Here is a 15,671-nt window from a genome sequence, read left to right as displayed (position 1 = left end):
CCATGGAGGTGAGGGTGTCCCAGATCGCAGGCGAGCCCGCGGCGAACCAGGACTTCGTGGAAGTCCGGCTGCCGGCTGCGGGTGCCTACCTGTCGGTGCTGCGGACGGCCACGGCCGGTCTCGCGGCCCGCTTGGACTTCACCCTGGACGAGATCGAGGACCTGCGCATCGCCGTGGACGAGGCCTGCGCGATCCTGCTCCAGCAAGCCGTGCCCGGCTCGGTGCTCAGCTGTGTCTTCCGGCTCGTCGACGACTCACTGGAAGTCACCGTGTCGGCGCCGACCACGGACGGCCACGCCCCCTCGCGGGACACCTTCGCCTGGACCGTGCTGTCGGCCCTCGCGGGCAAGGTCTCGTCCGCCGTGGACGAGGACAAGACGGTGTCGATCAGCCTCTACAAACAGCGTGGCGCCGGCCCCGGGCCGGCGTGAGGAACGGGGACGGGCCGGTGCGGGACGAAGAGCGCGGCACACGGGAGCTGCCGACCGGGGACGGGGGTGCCTCCTGGTCGGGCGACGCCGAGACCCCCGGGGCGGGCCCCCGGGACGGTTCCCGGCGCATGGCGGACGGCATCGACGGCATCCCCGAGCAGGCCAGACCGCACCCGGAGGACGACTCCGCGCGGGTCGACGGTGACGGTGCCACTGGCACGCCACCGAAGGCACGCGGCGGCGCCGGACCCGCCGTCCGCGCGGGGGGCAGGGCTCGGGGAAGGGCTACGGGCGGGACGATGAGCGAGCACGAGCGACACGCCGAGGACGACGCGCTGGGCACGGAGGCCGCGCAGGCCGTGCAGCACGACGTCCAGGACCGTAGCGGGGCGCGGGCGATGTTCGTCGAGCTGCGCACCCTGCCGGCAGGCAGCACGGAGTACGCCGAGCTGCGCAACCAGCTGGTCCGTATGCACCTGCCGCTCGTGGAGCACCTGGCACGCCGGTTCCGCAACCGCGGCGAGCCGCTGGACGACCTCACCCAGGTCGCCACGATCGGTCTCATCAAGTCCGTCGACCGCTTCGACCCCGAGCGTGGCGTGGAGTTCTCCACCTACGCCACACCGACCGTCGTCGGCGAGATCAAGCGGCACTTCCGCGACAAGGGCTGGGCGGTCCGCGTGCCGCGCCGGCTCCAGGAGCTGCGGCTCGCGCTGACCACCGCGACGGCCGAGCTGTCCCAGCTGCACGGCCGGTCCCCGACGGTCCACGAGCTGGCCGAGAAGCTCGCCATCTCCGAGGAGGAGGTCCTGGAGGGTCTGGAGTCGGCGAACGCGTACTCCACACTGTCCCTGGACGTCCCCGACACGGACGACGAGTCTCCGGCGGTCGCCGACACCCTGGGCGCCGAGGACGAGGCGCTGGAGGGTGTGGAGTACCGCGAGTCCCTCAAGCCGCTGCTGGAGGACCTGCCGCCGCGCGAGAAGCGGATCCTGCTGCTGCGCTTCTTCGGGAACATGACCCAGTCGCAGATCGCACAGGAGGTCGGCATCTCGCAGATGCACGTCTCCCGCCTGCTGGCCCGCACCCTGGCCCAGCTCCGCGAGAAGCTCCTCGTGGAGGAGTGAGCGGGCAGTGAGCCCCGCCCGGCGAGACCCTGTGCGAACAGCCCCGCCCGATGCGCCCTACTCGTCCCGGCCCGGTCCCTTGATCCCGAGGGCCCGGGTCGTCTCGCCGTTGACGAGGAGCACCAGCGCCACCACGGCGACCAGCCCGAGCGCGATACCGGCCGGAATGGCCATGCTGTCGGCCCGCAGCAGGTTGTAGGCCACGGGAAGGGCCATGAGCTGGGTGATCAGCGCGGGCCCCCGGCTCCAGCCGCGCCGCAGCAGCAGACCGCGCGCGGCGAGCAGCGGCAGCAGCGCCAGGACGACCAGGGTGATCCCCAGGGTCACGGCCTGCTGCCGGTCGTCCGGGTCACCGGTGAGCCCGAGGACGAGCACCCACAGGCCGCCGGCCACCAGCGCCGCTCCCTCCAGCGCGGCCAGCGCCGCCGCGTACGTCAGCCGGCGCGGGCGCGGCCCGGCGGCCGGGTCGGCTGCGTCGGCCGTGGCGGCTTCGGCGGTGTGCGGGGCGGGCTTCTGCTGACTGCTCACCTCAGCAGGGTAGCCCTCCCCCTCCGGCGCGCCGCCGCGCCCCGCGCCCCCGAGTGTCCAGGCTCACGCCGCGCTCTCTTACCGGATCCCTAACTCGGTCTGGGCCGAGTACCCCCCAGTAGGTACGCTGCCATGCATGCGTGCACTTCTCGTGGTCAATCCGGCGGCAACCACCACAAGCGCACGCAGACGTGACGTACTGATCCATGCGCTGGCGAGCGAGATGAAGCTGGAGGCGGTCACCACCGAGTACCGCGGCCACGCTCGCGACCTCGGCCGGCAGGCGGCGGAGAGCGACGACATCGACCTGGTGGTGGCGCTCGGCGGCGACGGCACGGTCAACGAGGTCGTCAACGGCCTCCTGCACGCCGGTCCCGCCCCGGACCGCCTCCCCGGTCTCGCCGTCGTCCCGGGCGGCTCCACGAACGTGTTCGCCCGCGCGCTGGGGCTGCCCAACGATCCCGTCGAGGCCACCGGAGCCCTGCTGGACGCGCTGCGCGACGGCACCGAGCGGGTCGTCGGCCTCGGCCTGACCTCGGGCACGCCGGGCACCGAGGACGAGGCGGTGCCGGCCCGCTGGTTCACCTTCAACGCCGGACTCGGCTTCGACGCGGGTGTGGTGGGCCGGGTCGAGCAGCAGCGCGAGCGCGGCAAGAAGTCGACGCACGCGTTGTACGTCCGTCAGGTCATCCGGCAGTTCCTCGGCGAGCCGAACCGCCGGCACGGCACGATCACGCTCGAACAGCCCGGCGCGGACCCGATCGAGGATCTGGTCGTCGCCATAGTCTCGAACACGTCCCCGTGGACGTATCTCGGCAATCGCCCGATGTACACGTCACCTAAAGCCTCGTTCGACACGGGCATCGACGTGCTCGGCCTCAGCCGTCTGTCCACGGCCGCGGTTGCCCGGTATGGCACCCAGTTGCTCACTTCGTCCCCCGAGCGGGGACCGCAGGGGAAGCACGCCGTCTCACTGCACGACCTGGACCAGTTCACCTTGCATTCGAAGGTGCCCCTGCCCCTCCAGATGGACGGTGACCATCTCGGGCTGCGTACGAGCGTGACGTTCACAGGCGTACGCCGTGCACTGCGTGTGATTGTGTGAGCGGAACGGGCGAAAGTCCTTTCACTCGAACGTTTAGACCAGGGTCCACCCCATGGAAGTACGGCTGTGACCTAGTCGACACCGAGGAATCAAAAAAAACTTTCCGGAAGGGGTTGTATCCGCCGCTGAGGTTTGCGAGTCTCTACGTGGCGATCGGGACGGCCCGCAACACCGGCCTCCGCTGATCACCAGAACCCCTCTTCAAACACAGGACCACGCCGGGTGAAGACTCGGCGGTCGGCCCTTCACTTGTTGAGGGATTCGTGAAAGCGTTCACATTCACAAGCAACCTGCACGTAATACCAAGGAGAGGTAGCAGCCATGGACTGGCGTCACAACGCCGTTTGCCGCGAGGAAGACCCCGAGCTCTTCTTCCCCATCGGCAACACCGGTCCTGCGCTGCTGCAGATCGAGGAAGCCAAGGCCGTCTGCCGTCGCTGCCCGGTGATCGAGCAGTGTCTGCAGTGGGCGCTTGAGTCCGGTCAGGACTCCGGCGTCTGGGGTGGTCTCAGCGAGGACGAGCGCCGCGCCATGAAGCGCCGCGCCGCCCGCAACCGGGCTCGTCAGGCCTCCGCCTGACATACCCACCCCTACTGACAGCCTGAGCTTGGCGGCGCGCACAGCACGTACGCATCTCCCGCCCCCGAGCCGCAGCGCGCAGTTCCCCCGATGCGCTTAGCGATACAAGCAGAGCAGCAACGAGCATCAGCCTCGGACCAAGGACGGTCCGGGGCTTTTTGCTGTGCCCGCTCCCCGGTGGGCCCGCCGGCTCACTTCTGCGCCCGCACCGGAATGTCGAGGATCACCCGCGTCCCGCGCTCCGGCGCCGGCACCATGTCGAACGATCCGCCCAACTCGCCTTCCACCAGCGTCCGTACGATCTGCAGACCGAGGTTGCCCGAGCGGTGCGGGTCGAAGCCCTCGGGCAGTCCGACGCCGTCGTCCTGGACGGTGACCAGCAGCCGGGCCTCCTTGGTGGTGCCGCCACGCACCGCGGAGACTTCGACCGTGCCGGTGTCGCCCTCACGGAAACCGTGCTCCAGGGCGTTCTGCAGGACCTCGGTGAGGACCATGGACAGCGGGGTGGCGACCTCGGCGTCGAGTATCCCGAACCGCCCGCTGCGCCGGCCCGCCACCTTGCCCGGCGAGATCTCGGCCACCATCGCCAGCACCCGGTCGGCGATGTCGTCGAACTCCACGCGCTCGTCCAGGTTCTGAGACAGCGTCTCATGGACGATCGCGATGGAGCCGACCCGGCGGACCGCCTCCTCCAGGGCCTCCCGGCCGCGTTCGGACTCGATGCGCCGGGCCTGGAGCCGGAGCAGGGCGGCGACCGTCTGGAGGTTGTTCTTCACCCGGTGGTGGATCTCCCGGATGGTGGCGTCCTTGGTGATCAACTCGCGTTCGCGGCGCCGCAGTTCGGTGACGTCCCGGAGCAGCACGAGCGAACCGATGCGCGTGCCCTTGGGTTTGAGCGGGATGGCCCGGAACTGGATGACCCCGTCGTGGGCCTCGATCTCGAACTCGCGCGGCGCCCAGCCGCTGGCCACCTTGGCCAGCGCCTCGTCCACCGGCCCCCGGGTGGGGGCGAGTTCGGCGGTGGTCTGGCCGAGGTGGTGGCCGACGAGGTCGGCGGCGAGGCCGAGCCGGTGGTAGGCGGACAGGGCGTTCGGGGAGGCGTACTGGACGATGCCGTCCGCGTCGAGCCGGATCAGGCCGTCGCCGACGCGCGGGGAGGCGTCCATGTCGACCTGCTGGTCCGGGAAGGGGAAGGAGCCGGCCGCGATCATCTGCGCGAGGTCGGAGGCGCTCTGGAGGTAGGTCAGCTCCAGGCGGCTCGGGGTGCGCACGGTGAGCAGGTTGGTGTTGCGGGCGATCACGCCGAGGACGCGGCCCTCGCGCCGTACGGGGATGGACTCGACCCGCACGGGGACCTCTTCGCGCCACTCCGGGTCGCCCTCGCGCACGATCCGGCCCTCGTCCAGCGCCGCGTCCAGCATGGGACGCCGACCGCGCGGGACCAGGTGGCCGACCATGTCGTCCTGGTAGGAGGTCGGGCCGGTGTTGGGGCGCATCTGGGCGACCGAGACGTACCGGGTGCCGTCCCGGGTGGGGACCCACAGCACCAGGTCGGCGAAGGAGAGGTCGGAGAGCAGCTGCCACTCCGAGACCAGCAGGTGGAGCCACTCCAGGTCGGAGTCGTCGAGGGCGGTGTGCTGGCGTACGAGTTCGTTCATGGAGGGCACGTCTGCGAGCGTACCCGGGGCCTCGCGGGTGGCCGAAAAACACCCGCGGGCCGCGGCGCCTGGAAGGGACCCTCAACCCTCCCGGCACCGCAGCCCGGAGCATCATCGGCCGTGGGGTGTGCGGTCCCGGTCGGCCGAAGGCCGAGGAGCCGGGGCAGTCAGGGCAGAGAGCGCCGGTTCCTCGATCCGCCTTCCTGTGCGGGGAGGGCGGAAGCGTGTTGTACTCGATTGTGGACTAGACCACGACGGCGTGTCCATGGTGTGGGGGGCGTCCGCGCTCCTGGGAGCACCGGCACGCGATGCCACGCAGCCTAGCCCGCCCGGGTCAGTCGTGGGGCCAGACGGCCATGGCAATTTCCGCGAGTGCTTCCAGTTCCTCCCGGCGTGCGCCGTCGCGGGCCTGCTGGGACATGCCCTGGATCATCGCGCCGGTGTGCCGGGCGAGGGCGGCGGCGTCGGTGCCGGCCGGCAGCAGCCCGGCCGCGATGTCCGCCCGGATCCGGGCTTCGACGGCGGCGATGTTGGCGTTGCGCATGTCCCGCAGCAGCGTCTCCACCTCGGGGCTGGTGCAGTTGGTGGCCGCGTGGACGATCAGGCAGCCGTGCGGGTGGCAGGGGTCGGTGTACTCGGCGGCGGCCTCGCGGAGCATGCGGGCGACGCCCGCCCGGGCCGTGGGCTCCTCGGCGAGGGCGCGGTCGGTGAAGGCGCCGTGCGAGCCCGCGTAGACCCGGACGACCTCGTCGAAGAGGGTCCGCTTGTCACCGAAGGCCGCGTACAGACTGGGCGCGCCGATGCCCATGAGCCGGGTGAGGTCGGACACCGAGGTGGCCTCGTACCCGCGCTCCCAGAAGGCCATCAGCGCCTTCTCCAGCGCGGTGGCCCGGTCGAAGGATCGCGGCCTGCCCCGCGTCCGGCCCGTGCCGCCCTGCGCTCGTGTGTCCTGACCCGTCGCCATGGCGTCTATTTTATAGCGCCCCCTAGAAAATTGTCGGCGGGGTGGTGTACGGTTTTTTTGTAGCGACCGCTAGACAAGTCTGGAGGGGCGGACATGGGCGTGCTCAGGGGGAAGACGGCACTGGTCACGGGCGCGAGCCGGGGCATCGGGCGGGGGATCGCCGAACGGCTGGGCCGCGACGGGGCGCGGGTGGCGGTGCACTACGGGCGCGACGAGACCGCCGCGAAGGAGACGGTCGCGGCGGTCGAGGCCGCCGGCGGCTCGGCGTTCCCGCTCGGGATGGAGCTCGGGACACCCGGGGACGCCGAGCGGCTGTGGGCCGAGTTCGACCGGCACGCGGACGGGCTGGACATCCTCGTGCACAACGCCGGCATCGGCACCACCCGCCCGTTCGCGGAGATCGACGAGGAGGAGTACGACCGGCTCTTCGCGGTGAACGTGAAGGCCCCGTTCTTCCTCACCCGGCTCGGAGCTCGGCGGCTGCGGGACGGCGGGCGGGTCGTGACCATATCCTCCGGCCTCTCCCGGACCGCCGCGATGCCCGACCTGATGGCGTACTCGATGACGAAGGCAGCCCTGGACGTCTTCACCCGGGACCTGTCCAAGGTGCTCGGCCCCCGCGGGATCACGGTGAACTCGGTGGCGCCAGGCATCGTGGACACCGACGTCAACGCCGCCTGGCTGCGCGCGAGCGACGAGGCGTGGCAGCGGGCGGCCGGCTACTCGGCGCTGGGCCGGGTGGGCACGCCGGCGGACATCGCCGACGCGGTGGCCTTCCTGGTCTCGGAGGACGGCCGCTGGGTGACCGGGCACTGGCTGGACGCCACGGGAGGCTCTCTCACCTGAGAGCTCCCCGGTGAGGACTCCCCGACCTCTCCGCGACCTCTCCCGCCCCTCCCCCGCCTGCTCCGTCCGACCGGCACTTCGGCCCGCTCCTCCCGCGCACCCTTCCCCGCCCCCCTGCCCGTCTTCCCCGCGCCCCCGAACGTCGATACTGTTAGATTGGTCTAAACCACATAGAGACGCACAGAGCCCTCTTCAGAACGGCAGGCCCAGCGTGGAAGTTGTCATCGTTCCGGACGCCGCGGCGGGCGGCGAGCTGATCGCCGAGGCCATGGCACAGCTGCTGCGACGCAAGCCCGACGCCCTGCTCGGCGTGGCCACCGGCTCCACCCCGCTGCCCATCTACCAGGCGTTGGCCGCCAAGGTGCGCTCCGGCGCCGTGGACGCCTCACGGGCGCGGATCGCCCAGCTCGACGAGTACGTGGGGCTGCCCGCCGACCACCCCGAGTCCTACCGCTCCGTGCTGCGCCGCGAGGTGCTGGAGCCGCTGGGCGTGGGCATGGAGGCGTTCATGGGGCCGGACGGCACTGCGGAGGACGTCCAGGCCGCGTGCGAGGCGTACGACCGCGCGCTCGCCGAGGCCGGCGGCGTGGACCTGCAACTGCTCGGCATCGGGACCGACGGGCACATCGGGTTCAACGAACCGTGCTCCTCGCTCGCCTCGCGCACCCGGATCAAGACGCTGACCGAGCAGACCCGCATCGACAACGCCCGCTTCTTCGACGGCGACATCGACCAGGTCCCGCACCACGTCATCACGCAGGGCATCGGGACGATCCTGGAGGCCCGCCACCTGGTGCTGCTGGCGACCGGCGAGGGCAAGGCGGACGCGGTCGCCGCGACCGTGGAGGGCCCCGTCGCGGCCGTCTGCCCGGCCTCCGCGCTCCAGCTCCACCCGCACGCCACGGTGGTCACCGACGAGGCCGCCGCGTCCAAGCTGAAGCTGGCCGACTACTTCCGGCACACCTACGCCAACAAGCCGGACTGGCAGGGGCTCTAGCCCGCAGCGCCCGACGGGAGGGCGCGCCAGGTCCCGCGGGTACCCGCGTCCCACGGACTCCCGCCCGGCTCACCCTCCCGATGGACTAGACCAACAGCGGGCGCAACGGTATATAGAGGAGATCACGGAGCGTGCGGGTGGAGTGCTGACACGACAACCCGTGCCACGATGTGAGCCGTGGCCGATGGGGATGTCGGTCGCTTTCGGCATCAGGAGCCGGGAAGGCAGAGCATGAGCACCGACGTCAGCAGTGCGGAGAACCAGGCCGGCACCACCCGTACCGCGCGCGTGCCGAAGTACTACCGCTTGAAGAAGCACCTGCTCGACATGACGGAGACGCAGGCGCCGGGCACCCCGGTCCCGCCCGAGCGCACGCTGGCCGCCGAGTTCGACACCTCCCGCACCACGGTGCGCCAGGCCCTTCAGGAACTGGTCGTGGAGGGCCGGCTCGAACGCATCCAGGGCAAGGGCACCTTCGTGGCCAAGCCCAAGGTCTCCCAGGCGCTGCAGCTCACCTCCTACACGGAGGACATGCGCGCCCAGGGCCTGGAGCCGACCTCACAGCTGCTGGACATCGGGTACGTCACCGCCGACGACCGGCTCGCCGAGCTCCTCGACATCACGGCCGGCGGGCGCGTGCTGCGCATCGAGCGGCTGCGCATGGCCAACGGCGAGCCGATGGCCATCGAGACCACCCATCTGTCGGCCAAGCGCTTCCCGGCCCTCAGGCGCTCGCTGGTGAAGTACACCTCCCTGTACACGGCGCTCGCCGAGGTCTACGACGTCCACCTCGCCGAGGCCGAGGAGACCATCGAGACCTCCCTGGCCACGCCGCGCGAGGCGGGGCTGCTCGGCACCGACGTGGGCCTGCCCATGCTGATGCTCTCCCGGCACTCGCTGGACCGCGAGGGCAAGCCGGTGGAGTGGGTGCGCTCGGTCTACCGCGGGGACCGGTACAAGTTCGTGGCCCGGCTCAAGCGGCCGGCGGACTAGGCGCCACCCGGCACGTGTCCGGCACGTTCGCTGAATCGATATACCGATATGCGGACGAGGTCTTCCACTCCCGCGACACCGTCACCTAGATTGCCTGCTCATTACACAGGTGATCAGCGAGGGGACGGAGCCGTGGCATGTCGGAAACGCCAGAAGTGAGACCACCGGTGGTGACACCGGTCAGGGTGGTCATCGCCCTGTGTCTTGTCGCGCCCTTCGTGGCGATGCTGTGGGTCGGCTCGTACGCCAAGACTGATCCCGCGTTCATCGGGATCCCGTTCTTCTACTGGTACCAGATGCTCTGGGTGCTGATCTCCACCGCACTCACGATTCTGGCGCACCAGCTCTGGAAGCGTGACCAGCGTGCCCGCAAGGACACGAACGGGGGTGCGGTGAAGTGAAGGACGGCGTCAACGGCGTCGCGCTCGGCGTCTTCATCTTCTTCTTCCTGGCCGTCACGGTCATGGGCTTCCTGGCCGCGCGCTGGCGCAGGGCCGAGAACGAGCACTCCCTGGACGAATGGGGTCTGGGCGGCCGGTCCTTCGGCACGTGGGTCACCTGGTTCCTGCTCGGCGGTGACCTGTACACGGCATACACCTTCGTCGCCGTACCGGCGGCGATCTACGCGGCGGGGGCGGCCGGGTTCTTCGCGGTGCCGTACACGATCCTGGTGTACCCGCTGATCTTCACCTTCCTGCCCCGTCTGTGGTCGGTCTCGCACAAGCACGGCTACGTGACCACGTCGGACTTCGTGCGCGGCCGGTTCGGCTCGAAGGGCCTGTCGCTGGCGGTGGCGGTGACCGGCATCCTGGCGACGATGCCGTACATCGCGCTCCAGCTCGTCGGCATCCAGGCGGTGCTGGACGTGATGGGCGTCGGCGGCGGCGAGAACACCAACTGGTTCGTGAAGGACCTGCCGCTGCTCATCGCCTTCGGTGTGCTGGCGGCCTACACCTACTCGTCCGGTCTGCGCGCCCCCGCCCTGATCGCTTTCGTCAAGGACACCCTGATCTACATCGTCATCGCGGTGGCGATCATCTACATCCCGATCAAGCTGGGCGGGTTCGACGACATCTTCGCCAAGGCGGGCGAGGCGTTCAGCCAGGTGAATCCGGCCACCGGCAAGCCGCGCGGGGCGCTGGCGCCGGGCGAGGCGAGCCAGTGGACGTACGCCACGCTGGCGCTCGGCTCCGCGCTCGCGCTGTTCATGTACCCGCACTCGATCACCGCGACCCTGTCGTCCAGGAGCCGTGACGTCATCCGCCGCAACACCACGATCCTGCCGCTGTACTCCCTCATGCTGGGTCTGCTGGCGCTGCTGGGCTTCATGGCGATCGCGGCCGGCGTGAAGGTCACCAACGGCCAGCTCGCCATCCCGCAGCTGTTCGAGGACATGTTCCCGGACTGGTTCGCGGGCGTGGCGTTCGCGGCGATCGGCATCGGCGCGCTGGTCCCGGCGGCGATCATGTCCATCGCGGCGGCCAACCTCTTCACCCGCAACATCTACAAGGACTTCATCAAGCCCGACGCGACGGCGGAGCAGGAGACCAAGGTCTCCAAGCTGGTCTCGCTGCTGGTGAAGGTCGGCGCGCTGGTCTTCGTCCTCACCATGGACAAGACGGTCGCCATCAACTTCCAGCTCCTGGGCGGCATCTGGATCCTGCAGACCTTCCCGGCGCTGGTGGGTGGCCTGTTCACCCGCTGGTTCCACCGCTGGGCGCTCATCGCCGGCTGGGCGGTCGGCATGATCTACGGCACGGCCGCGGCCTACGGCATCGCCTCGCCGACGCAGAAGCACTTCGGCGGCAACGCCAAGGAGATCCCCGGCATCGGGGAGATCGGCTACATCGGTCTGACGGCGTTCGTCCTGAACGTCCTGGTGACCGTGGTCCTCACCGTCGTGCTGAAGGCCGTGAAGGCCCCCGAGGGCATCGACGAGACCAAGCCGGAGGACTACACGGCGGACGCCGGCGACCCCGGTGTCCAGGTGGAGCTGCCGCCGGCCACCGCGGGCAGCGCTCACTAGCCCACGTCCCGGCCGGGCGCTCAGTCACGCGTGCGCCCGGCCATCGCGTCCCAGAAGCCGTCCAGTTCACGGACTCGCATGCTCACCCACGGGGGTGTCTTGCGGTGCACGGTCCTGGGCAGCTTTCGGCGTATCGGACCGGGCAGGAGGACCTGCTGCTGGCGGCAGAAGGGCTCACGGATCTCGCCCCGGGGGACACCGCCCCGGGGCGGGTACGGGCAGAGCTGGAACTTGCAGTCGGGCAGACAGGCGCTGCCCGGCGGGGGCGGGGCGGCGGTGCCGGGCCGCAGATCGGGCCGTAGCGGTTCGCGGTTCGTGCCGATGCACGGCGGGAGCGGCATGCCCGGCCGCTCGGCGCGGAGCATGCGCTCCTCGACCTCGCCCGGATAGCCGTCCCGCTCGACCAGGTTCAGCATGATCAGCACGTCGGCGACGAGGCGCTGGGCGCGCCCGTCGAGGGTGCTCCAGCCGGCGGAGGGCGGGATCCACAGGTTGTGCTTGCGGTAGCCACGGCTGTTTCCGGTGCGCGAGCCGATGTTGTCGGTGACGGTCTTCTCGTCGATCCACAGGAAGCGTTCGGGCTGCCCGGTCTCCAGTGCCATGGCCGCCAGGTCGCCCGCCTCGGCGACGAACGGATGCAGGACCCGCTGGGGCGCGTCGCCGTTGCCGCCGGGCCAGACGGGCACCGTGTTCACCGTGCCCGCCATCGACAGCCAGCGCTGCACCGTCTGCACCGCGTTGCTCCCGCCGATCGCCCGGGACGGCTCGCCGGAACCGTCGACGTCGTCCTCCCGCCATACCGCGCTGTCCGCGTCCTTCTCATGACGGCCGACGCTGTCCGGGAGCTCCCACAGGCACAGCGCCTGAAGCAGCATCACCTGGGTGTACCAGCAACGTGACTGCTGCAGCACGGTCTCCGCCTGCCGGATCAGATCGGCCCGGCTGCCCGGGTACGAGTGGGGGTGGCGTTTGCGCCGGTTGGCCGCGAACTTGAAGCCCTGGGCCAGCGCGGTCTCCAGCGGGAGGGGGAGGTCGGGGCTGCCGTGCGTGTCCTTCGGATCGAGGTGGCGCAGCCACTTGGTGAGGCGGTCCCGGGCCTCGTCACGGTGGGCGTCGTCGACGGAGCCCAGCAGCATGGGGAGCATCCAGGCGCGCATCATGAACTCTCTGGACAGCTCGACGCGGGCCTTGCGGTACCGCTGCTTGATCTCCTTCCGCTCCTCCTGGAGCCGATCGACCTCCGCCGACGACTGGTCCCGCGAGGAGGCACGGGAGGCCACCGCCTTCCGCATCCTGCCCGTCCAGTCCTGGTACCGGTCCCTCTTGTGGGCTCTCAGCTTGCCGACCTCGTTGTTGTACTCCCTGATGGGGTCGGTGTTCAGGCCGATCTTGTCCCGGATGAAGGCGAACGCGTCGTTCCCGCCGCTGCCGAACTCCTGGGCGACCACCAGGCGTACGGAGTACGAGGGCTCCGCCTTGCCGATGTGGAAGAGGTGGTCGTAGAGCTGCATGGTGTCGGTCTTCTCCGAGGCCGCGCGCAGTGCCGTGCCGAGCTGCTTGAGCAGTGCGAGCTTCGCGTCCTCGACGGTGCGGCGGTCGCCCTTGATGTCGGACCAGCGGCTGTGCACCCGCTCGACGATGTCCCACAGCAGCCGTGGCCGGCGCTCCACGCTGTCGACCTCCAGGGCCGCCGCGTACAGGTCGAGGGCCTTGGGATCGTCGGCACGATGGTTCGCGGCCATGAACAACCGCTCGGCCAGGGGGTGGCCGTACACGGGGGCGCGCCGCACCAGCTCGGCCCGGGTCTTGTGCCATTCGGCCCCCATACTGCCTCCCTTGGCCTTCAGCTTCGCCGCCCGGTGACGGGAGAGCAGCACCGCGGCGATGAGCAGCTCGCGGCTGGGGCCCGGCGGCCGCAGCGCCTGCTTGATCAACTCGCCGGCGTCACGCTCGTCGAGGTGCCGCAGCAGGCGGAAGCCGAAGTAGGCCTGGATGATGCTGTGCGGGAAGCGCACTCTCTTCTCGAAGCTCTCCACCAGCTGGAGCTTGTTCGCGTTGGCCGCCAAGTGGGCGAGCGCGGTCTGGCACTGGCCCATGTCGCCCTTGGTCAGACGCTCTCTCTGTTCCTGGCTCAGATGGGCGCAGAGCGTGTCCCAGATCCGCTCCCGGTGCCACTCCGTGAAGGCGTTTCCCCGCTTGTCGTACTGGTCGAAACGGGGTCTCTTGGCCCACAGGTGCTCCGCCCGGGCCCGAGTCCGCCGTGCCGGACCGGGGTGTACGTCGTCGTCCAGCAGCTCGGCGAAGCCGACCTCCAGCTTGTCCTGGAGCAGTCCTGCGCAGGCGAGTGCGGAGACCACCTCCAGCGTGTCGCGGCGCTCCGGCGGGTCCAGCTCGACCTCCCCGCGCAGTCGGCCCTCCCGCACGGCGAGATCCCATGTCTCCAGCAGCCACAGCCGCAGCGTGCTGCGGTCCCAGCTACGGGTGTCCAGCCGGTCCTTGTCGATGCGCGGACGGTCGCGTTCCAGGTCTCCGTGGTGGTGCAGTTCGCGGGCGATCTGCAGATAGATGGGCGACTCCGTGACCTCCGCGGTCTCCACGATCCAGTCCACGCGGCGCTCGTCCGTCTCCGGGATCCGGGCCTCGACGAAGTACAGCGCCTCCTCCTCGCTGAGCGGTTCCAGCTCCACGATCGCGGCGGGGGTGCTCTCCAGCGGACTGTGCGGCCGGGACGCGATGACCAGCGGCAGTTTGTCCTCGTGGGCGCGCTCGATGGCCCGGCGGATGATGTTGTCCCTGTCCTCCTGGAGGCGCTCGTCGAGGACCGCCTCCTCCAGGCCGTCGGCGATGACGACCACCTTGTCGTCGGCGAGCAGTTGCTGCCAGACCCGGTCGTTCTTGGTGCGTGCCAGGATGCCGCGGGGCGCTTCCTCGGCGAACCGTTCCCTGGCCATGCGCTCGAAGTTGAGATCGGCGCCGGTGGCGTCCCGCAGCCGGATCGGCACGGGAACGGCGTGCTGCCGGGCGAGCAGTTCGGTGAGCCGCACCAGAACGGCCGTCTTGCCCGTGCCCACACCGCCGACGAGCAGATACGGCCTGCGGGTGTCACGCTGCCGCAGCCGTTGGGCGAGGACCCGGACGATCTCCTCGCGGCCCACGATCTCGGCGATGTCGGGGCCGGCGGTGGGCACCAGTCTGCGAGGGTGCTTGCGCGCCTTCGCGAGGTAGCGCCGCTTGGTCCACCAGTACCAGAAGAACAGGAAGAGGGCGGCGGCGATCGAAGCGGAGAGGACCGGACCGACGAAGCGGAGAAGGGCGTCGAAGCCCTGGTTGTTCTTCCGCCACGACTCGAACCCCGTCGTGTGGTGCGAGATCAGGATGTACACGCCCTCGCCGACCCACGCGAGGACGGTGAGCGCGGCAAGGGCCCAGACAACCCGGTTCACGTTGGTGTACGAGGCCCATCTGCGCCAGTTCCGGGGGCGGGTGGTGTCGAGGCGGGCCTCCGACCTGATGGTCAGATGGTGCCAGTAGGCCAGGAGGAATCGTCTGACCCGGCGCCACGCCCGTCTCGCGTACAGCGTCGCCATCGGCGCGTTGCGTGGCCGCTCCTTGCCTGGTGGGTGACGGACGATGCGCGTCATGGTGCGTTCTCCTTCCGAGACCAGCTTTCGGCACGGAGGACCCCACGAAGCACCTACTTCCATGAAAACATGGGCATTCCGCCCCGCAACCCGGCAGGCGCCCCGTCGGATTCCGAGGGATCCTCGCCGTGTCCCCCGGGCGGACTCGGTGGGCCGGCGCCGCGGAGGTCCTCGCGGCCGTTCGTGACGGCGTCCTCCTGGTGGGGCACCTTCGTCCGCGCCGGTGGCCCCATGACCGACATCGCGGGCCCGGGAGAGGCAGAGATCCGGCTGCTCGCGGTCACCCCGGCGGCCCGGGGCCAGGTGCCGGCGAGGCCGCTGGTGCGGGCCCGCGTCGAGCGCGCGGGCCACCGCGGGCCGGGTGCGCGTGGTCCTCCCCACCCGGCGGACCACGCACACCGCCCACCGCATCCACGCCCGCCTCGGTTTCGTCCGCGCCCCCGAGCGGGACCGGCATCCCCTCCCGGGCCGGGACGACATCGCACTCCTCGCGTACGAGTTGACCCTCTGAGGCCGGGTCGACACTACATCTGGGGGTGCCATGGCAGCCCGGCACTAGATGTATGCTCTGTCTCGCTGTCGTCGCAGGGGAATCCGGTGCGAATCCGGAACTGTCCCGCAACGGTGTACTCGCGTGCCCCCGCACGCGGTGTCGAGTCCGAAGACCTGCCGGCGGTGCACCCGGCCGCCCAGGCCCGGGTGGTTCTGACGTCCGGGCCTCGTGGAGTGGGCCGGTGGACGCGACGCCGTGCGCGCTCGTGGCTGCCCCTGCCTTC

The 15,671-nt window shown here is 70.4% G+C and carries 13 protein-coding genes, 1 pseudogene and 1 riboswitch; of the genes and pseudogenes, 10 read left to right on the top strand and 4 right to left on the bottom strand.

Going from position 1 to position 15,671, the window contains the following annotated elements; translation table 11 throughout:
• The first annotated feature begins 14 nt into the window (after window positions 1-14).
• Both ACH4LD_RS27325 and ACH4LD_RS27320 read left to right on the top strand, forming a co-directional pair.
• Entirely contained in the window at window positions 15-431 is a 417-nt protein-coding gene (locus ACH4LD_RS27325; protein WP_009190566.1) for an anti-sigma regulatory factor, read from the top strand.
• A gap of 17 nt (window positions 432-448) precedes the next feature.
• Window positions 449-1,558, top strand: coding sequence for an RNA polymerase sigma factor SigF (locus ACH4LD_RS27320; protein WP_398056109.1), 1,110 nt, complete (start codon window positions 449-451; stop codon window positions 1,556-1,558).
• A gap of 57 nt (window positions 1,559-1,615) precedes the next feature.
• Here ACH4LD_RS27320 and ACH4LD_RS27315 read toward each other — a convergent pair whose 3' ends face one another.
• A complete protein-coding gene (locus tag ACH4LD_RS27315) occupies window positions 1,616-2,086 on the bottom strand; it encodes a hypothetical protein (RefSeq protein WP_132788587.1) in 471 nt (156 codons plus the stop codon).
• 136 nt (window positions 2,087-2,222) lie between these two features.
• On the opposite strand from ACH4LD_RS27315, the gene ACH4LD_RS27310 reads away from it, so the two are divergent.
• Both ACH4LD_RS27310 and ACH4LD_RS27305 read left to right on the top strand, forming a co-directional pair.
• Entirely contained in the window at window positions 2,223-3,191 is a 969-nt protein-coding gene (locus ACH4LD_RS27310; RefSeq protein ID WP_132788586.1) for a diacylglycerol kinase family protein, read from the top strand.
• A gap of 321 nt (window positions 3,192-3,512) precedes the next feature.
• Window positions 3,513-3,770: a WhiB family transcriptional regulator gene (locus ACH4LD_RS27305; protein WP_003992873.1), complete on the top strand. Its 258-nt coding sequence runs from the start codon at window positions 3,513-3,515 to the stop codon at window positions 3,768-3,770.
• A 191-nt stretch (window positions 3,771-3,961) separates the two neighbouring features.
• Here the strand turns inward: ACH4LD_RS27305 and ACH4LD_RS27300 are convergent, their stop codons facing one another.
• A complete protein-coding gene (locus ACH4LD_RS27300) occupies window positions 3,962-5,437 on the bottom strand; it encodes a sensor histidine kinase (RefSeq protein WP_398056110.1) in 1,476 nt (491 codons plus the stop codon).
• A gap of 325 nt (window positions 5,438-5,762) precedes the next feature.
• Window positions 5,763-6,392, bottom strand: a complete 630-nt coding sequence (locus tag ACH4LD_RS27295) for a TetR/AcrR family transcriptional regulator (protein WP_398056111.1) — start codon at window positions 6,390-6,392, stop codon at window positions 5,763-5,765.
• 93 nt (window positions 6,393-6,485) lie between these two features.
• On the opposite strand from ACH4LD_RS27295, the gene ACH4LD_RS27290 reads away from it, so the two are divergent.
• From ACH4LD_RS27290 to mctP, 5 genes are all read left to right on the top strand, one after another.
• Window positions 6,486-7,238 carry an SDR family oxidoreductase gene (locus ACH4LD_RS27290; protein WP_398056112.1) on the top strand — a complete coding sequence of 251 codons (753 nt, stop codon included), beginning with the start codon at window positions 6,486-6,488 and terminating at the stop codon, window positions 7,236-7,238.
• Window positions 7,239-7,449: 211 nt separating this feature from the next.
• Window positions 7,450-8,235: a glucosamine-6-phosphate deaminase gene (gene nagB / locus ACH4LD_RS27285; protein WP_398056113.1), complete on the top strand. Its 786-nt coding sequence runs from the start codon at window positions 7,450-7,452 to the stop codon at window positions 8,233-8,235.
• Window positions 8,236-8,466: 231 nt separating this feature from the next.
• The gene (locus tag ACH4LD_RS27280) at window positions 8,467-9,228 is read left to right on the top strand and encodes a GntR family transcriptional regulator (RefSeq protein ID WP_398056114.1); all 762 of its coding nucleotides are present in this window, start codon (window positions 8,467-8,469) and stop codon (window positions 9,226-9,228) included.
• Between the two features lie 137 nt (window positions 9,229-9,365).
• The gene (locus tag ACH4LD_RS27275) at window positions 9,366-9,629 is read left to right on the top strand and encodes a DUF3311 domain-containing protein (protein ID WP_207928520.1); all 264 of its coding nucleotides are present in this window, start codon (window positions 9,366-9,368) and stop codon (window positions 9,627-9,629) included.
• Window positions 9,626-11,254, top strand: a complete 1,629-nt coding sequence (gene mctP, locus ACH4LD_RS27270) for a monocarboxylate uptake permease MctP (RefSeq protein WP_398056115.1) — start codon at window positions 9,626-9,628, stop codon at window positions 11,252-11,254. The genes ACH4LD_RS27275 and mctP overlap by 4 nt, the downstream gene beginning before the upstream one ends.
• A 20-nt stretch (window positions 11,255-11,274) precedes the next feature.
• On the opposite strand, the gene ACH4LD_RS27265 is transcribed toward mctP, so the two are convergent.
• On the bottom strand, window positions 11,275-14,895 hold the full coding sequence (locus tag ACH4LD_RS27265) for an ATP-binding protein (protein WP_398056116.1): 3,621 nt from the start codon (window positions 14,893-14,895) through the stop codon (window positions 11,275-11,277).
• 152 nt (window positions 14,896-15,047) lie between these two features.
• On the opposite strand from ACH4LD_RS27265, the pseudogene ACH4LD_RS27260 reads away from it, so the two are divergent.
• Window positions 15,048-15,406, top strand: a pseudogene (locus tag ACH4LD_RS27260) (GNAT family N-acetyltransferase); the annotation flags it as partial.
• A 22-nt stretch (window positions 15,407-15,428) separates the two neighbouring features.
• A riboswitch (cobalamin riboswitch) is annotated at window positions 15,429-15,584 on the top strand.
• Window positions 15,585-15,671: the final 87 nt, after the last annotated feature.

Origin of the sequence: Streptomyces sp. NPDC017676, assembly GCF_044329325.1 — a bacterium.
Taxonomy (GTDB): domain Bacteria; phylum Actinomycetota; class Actinomycetes; order Streptomycetales; family Streptomycetaceae; genus Streptomyces.
This window is presented reverse-complemented; position numbering and strand designations above follow the sequence as displayed.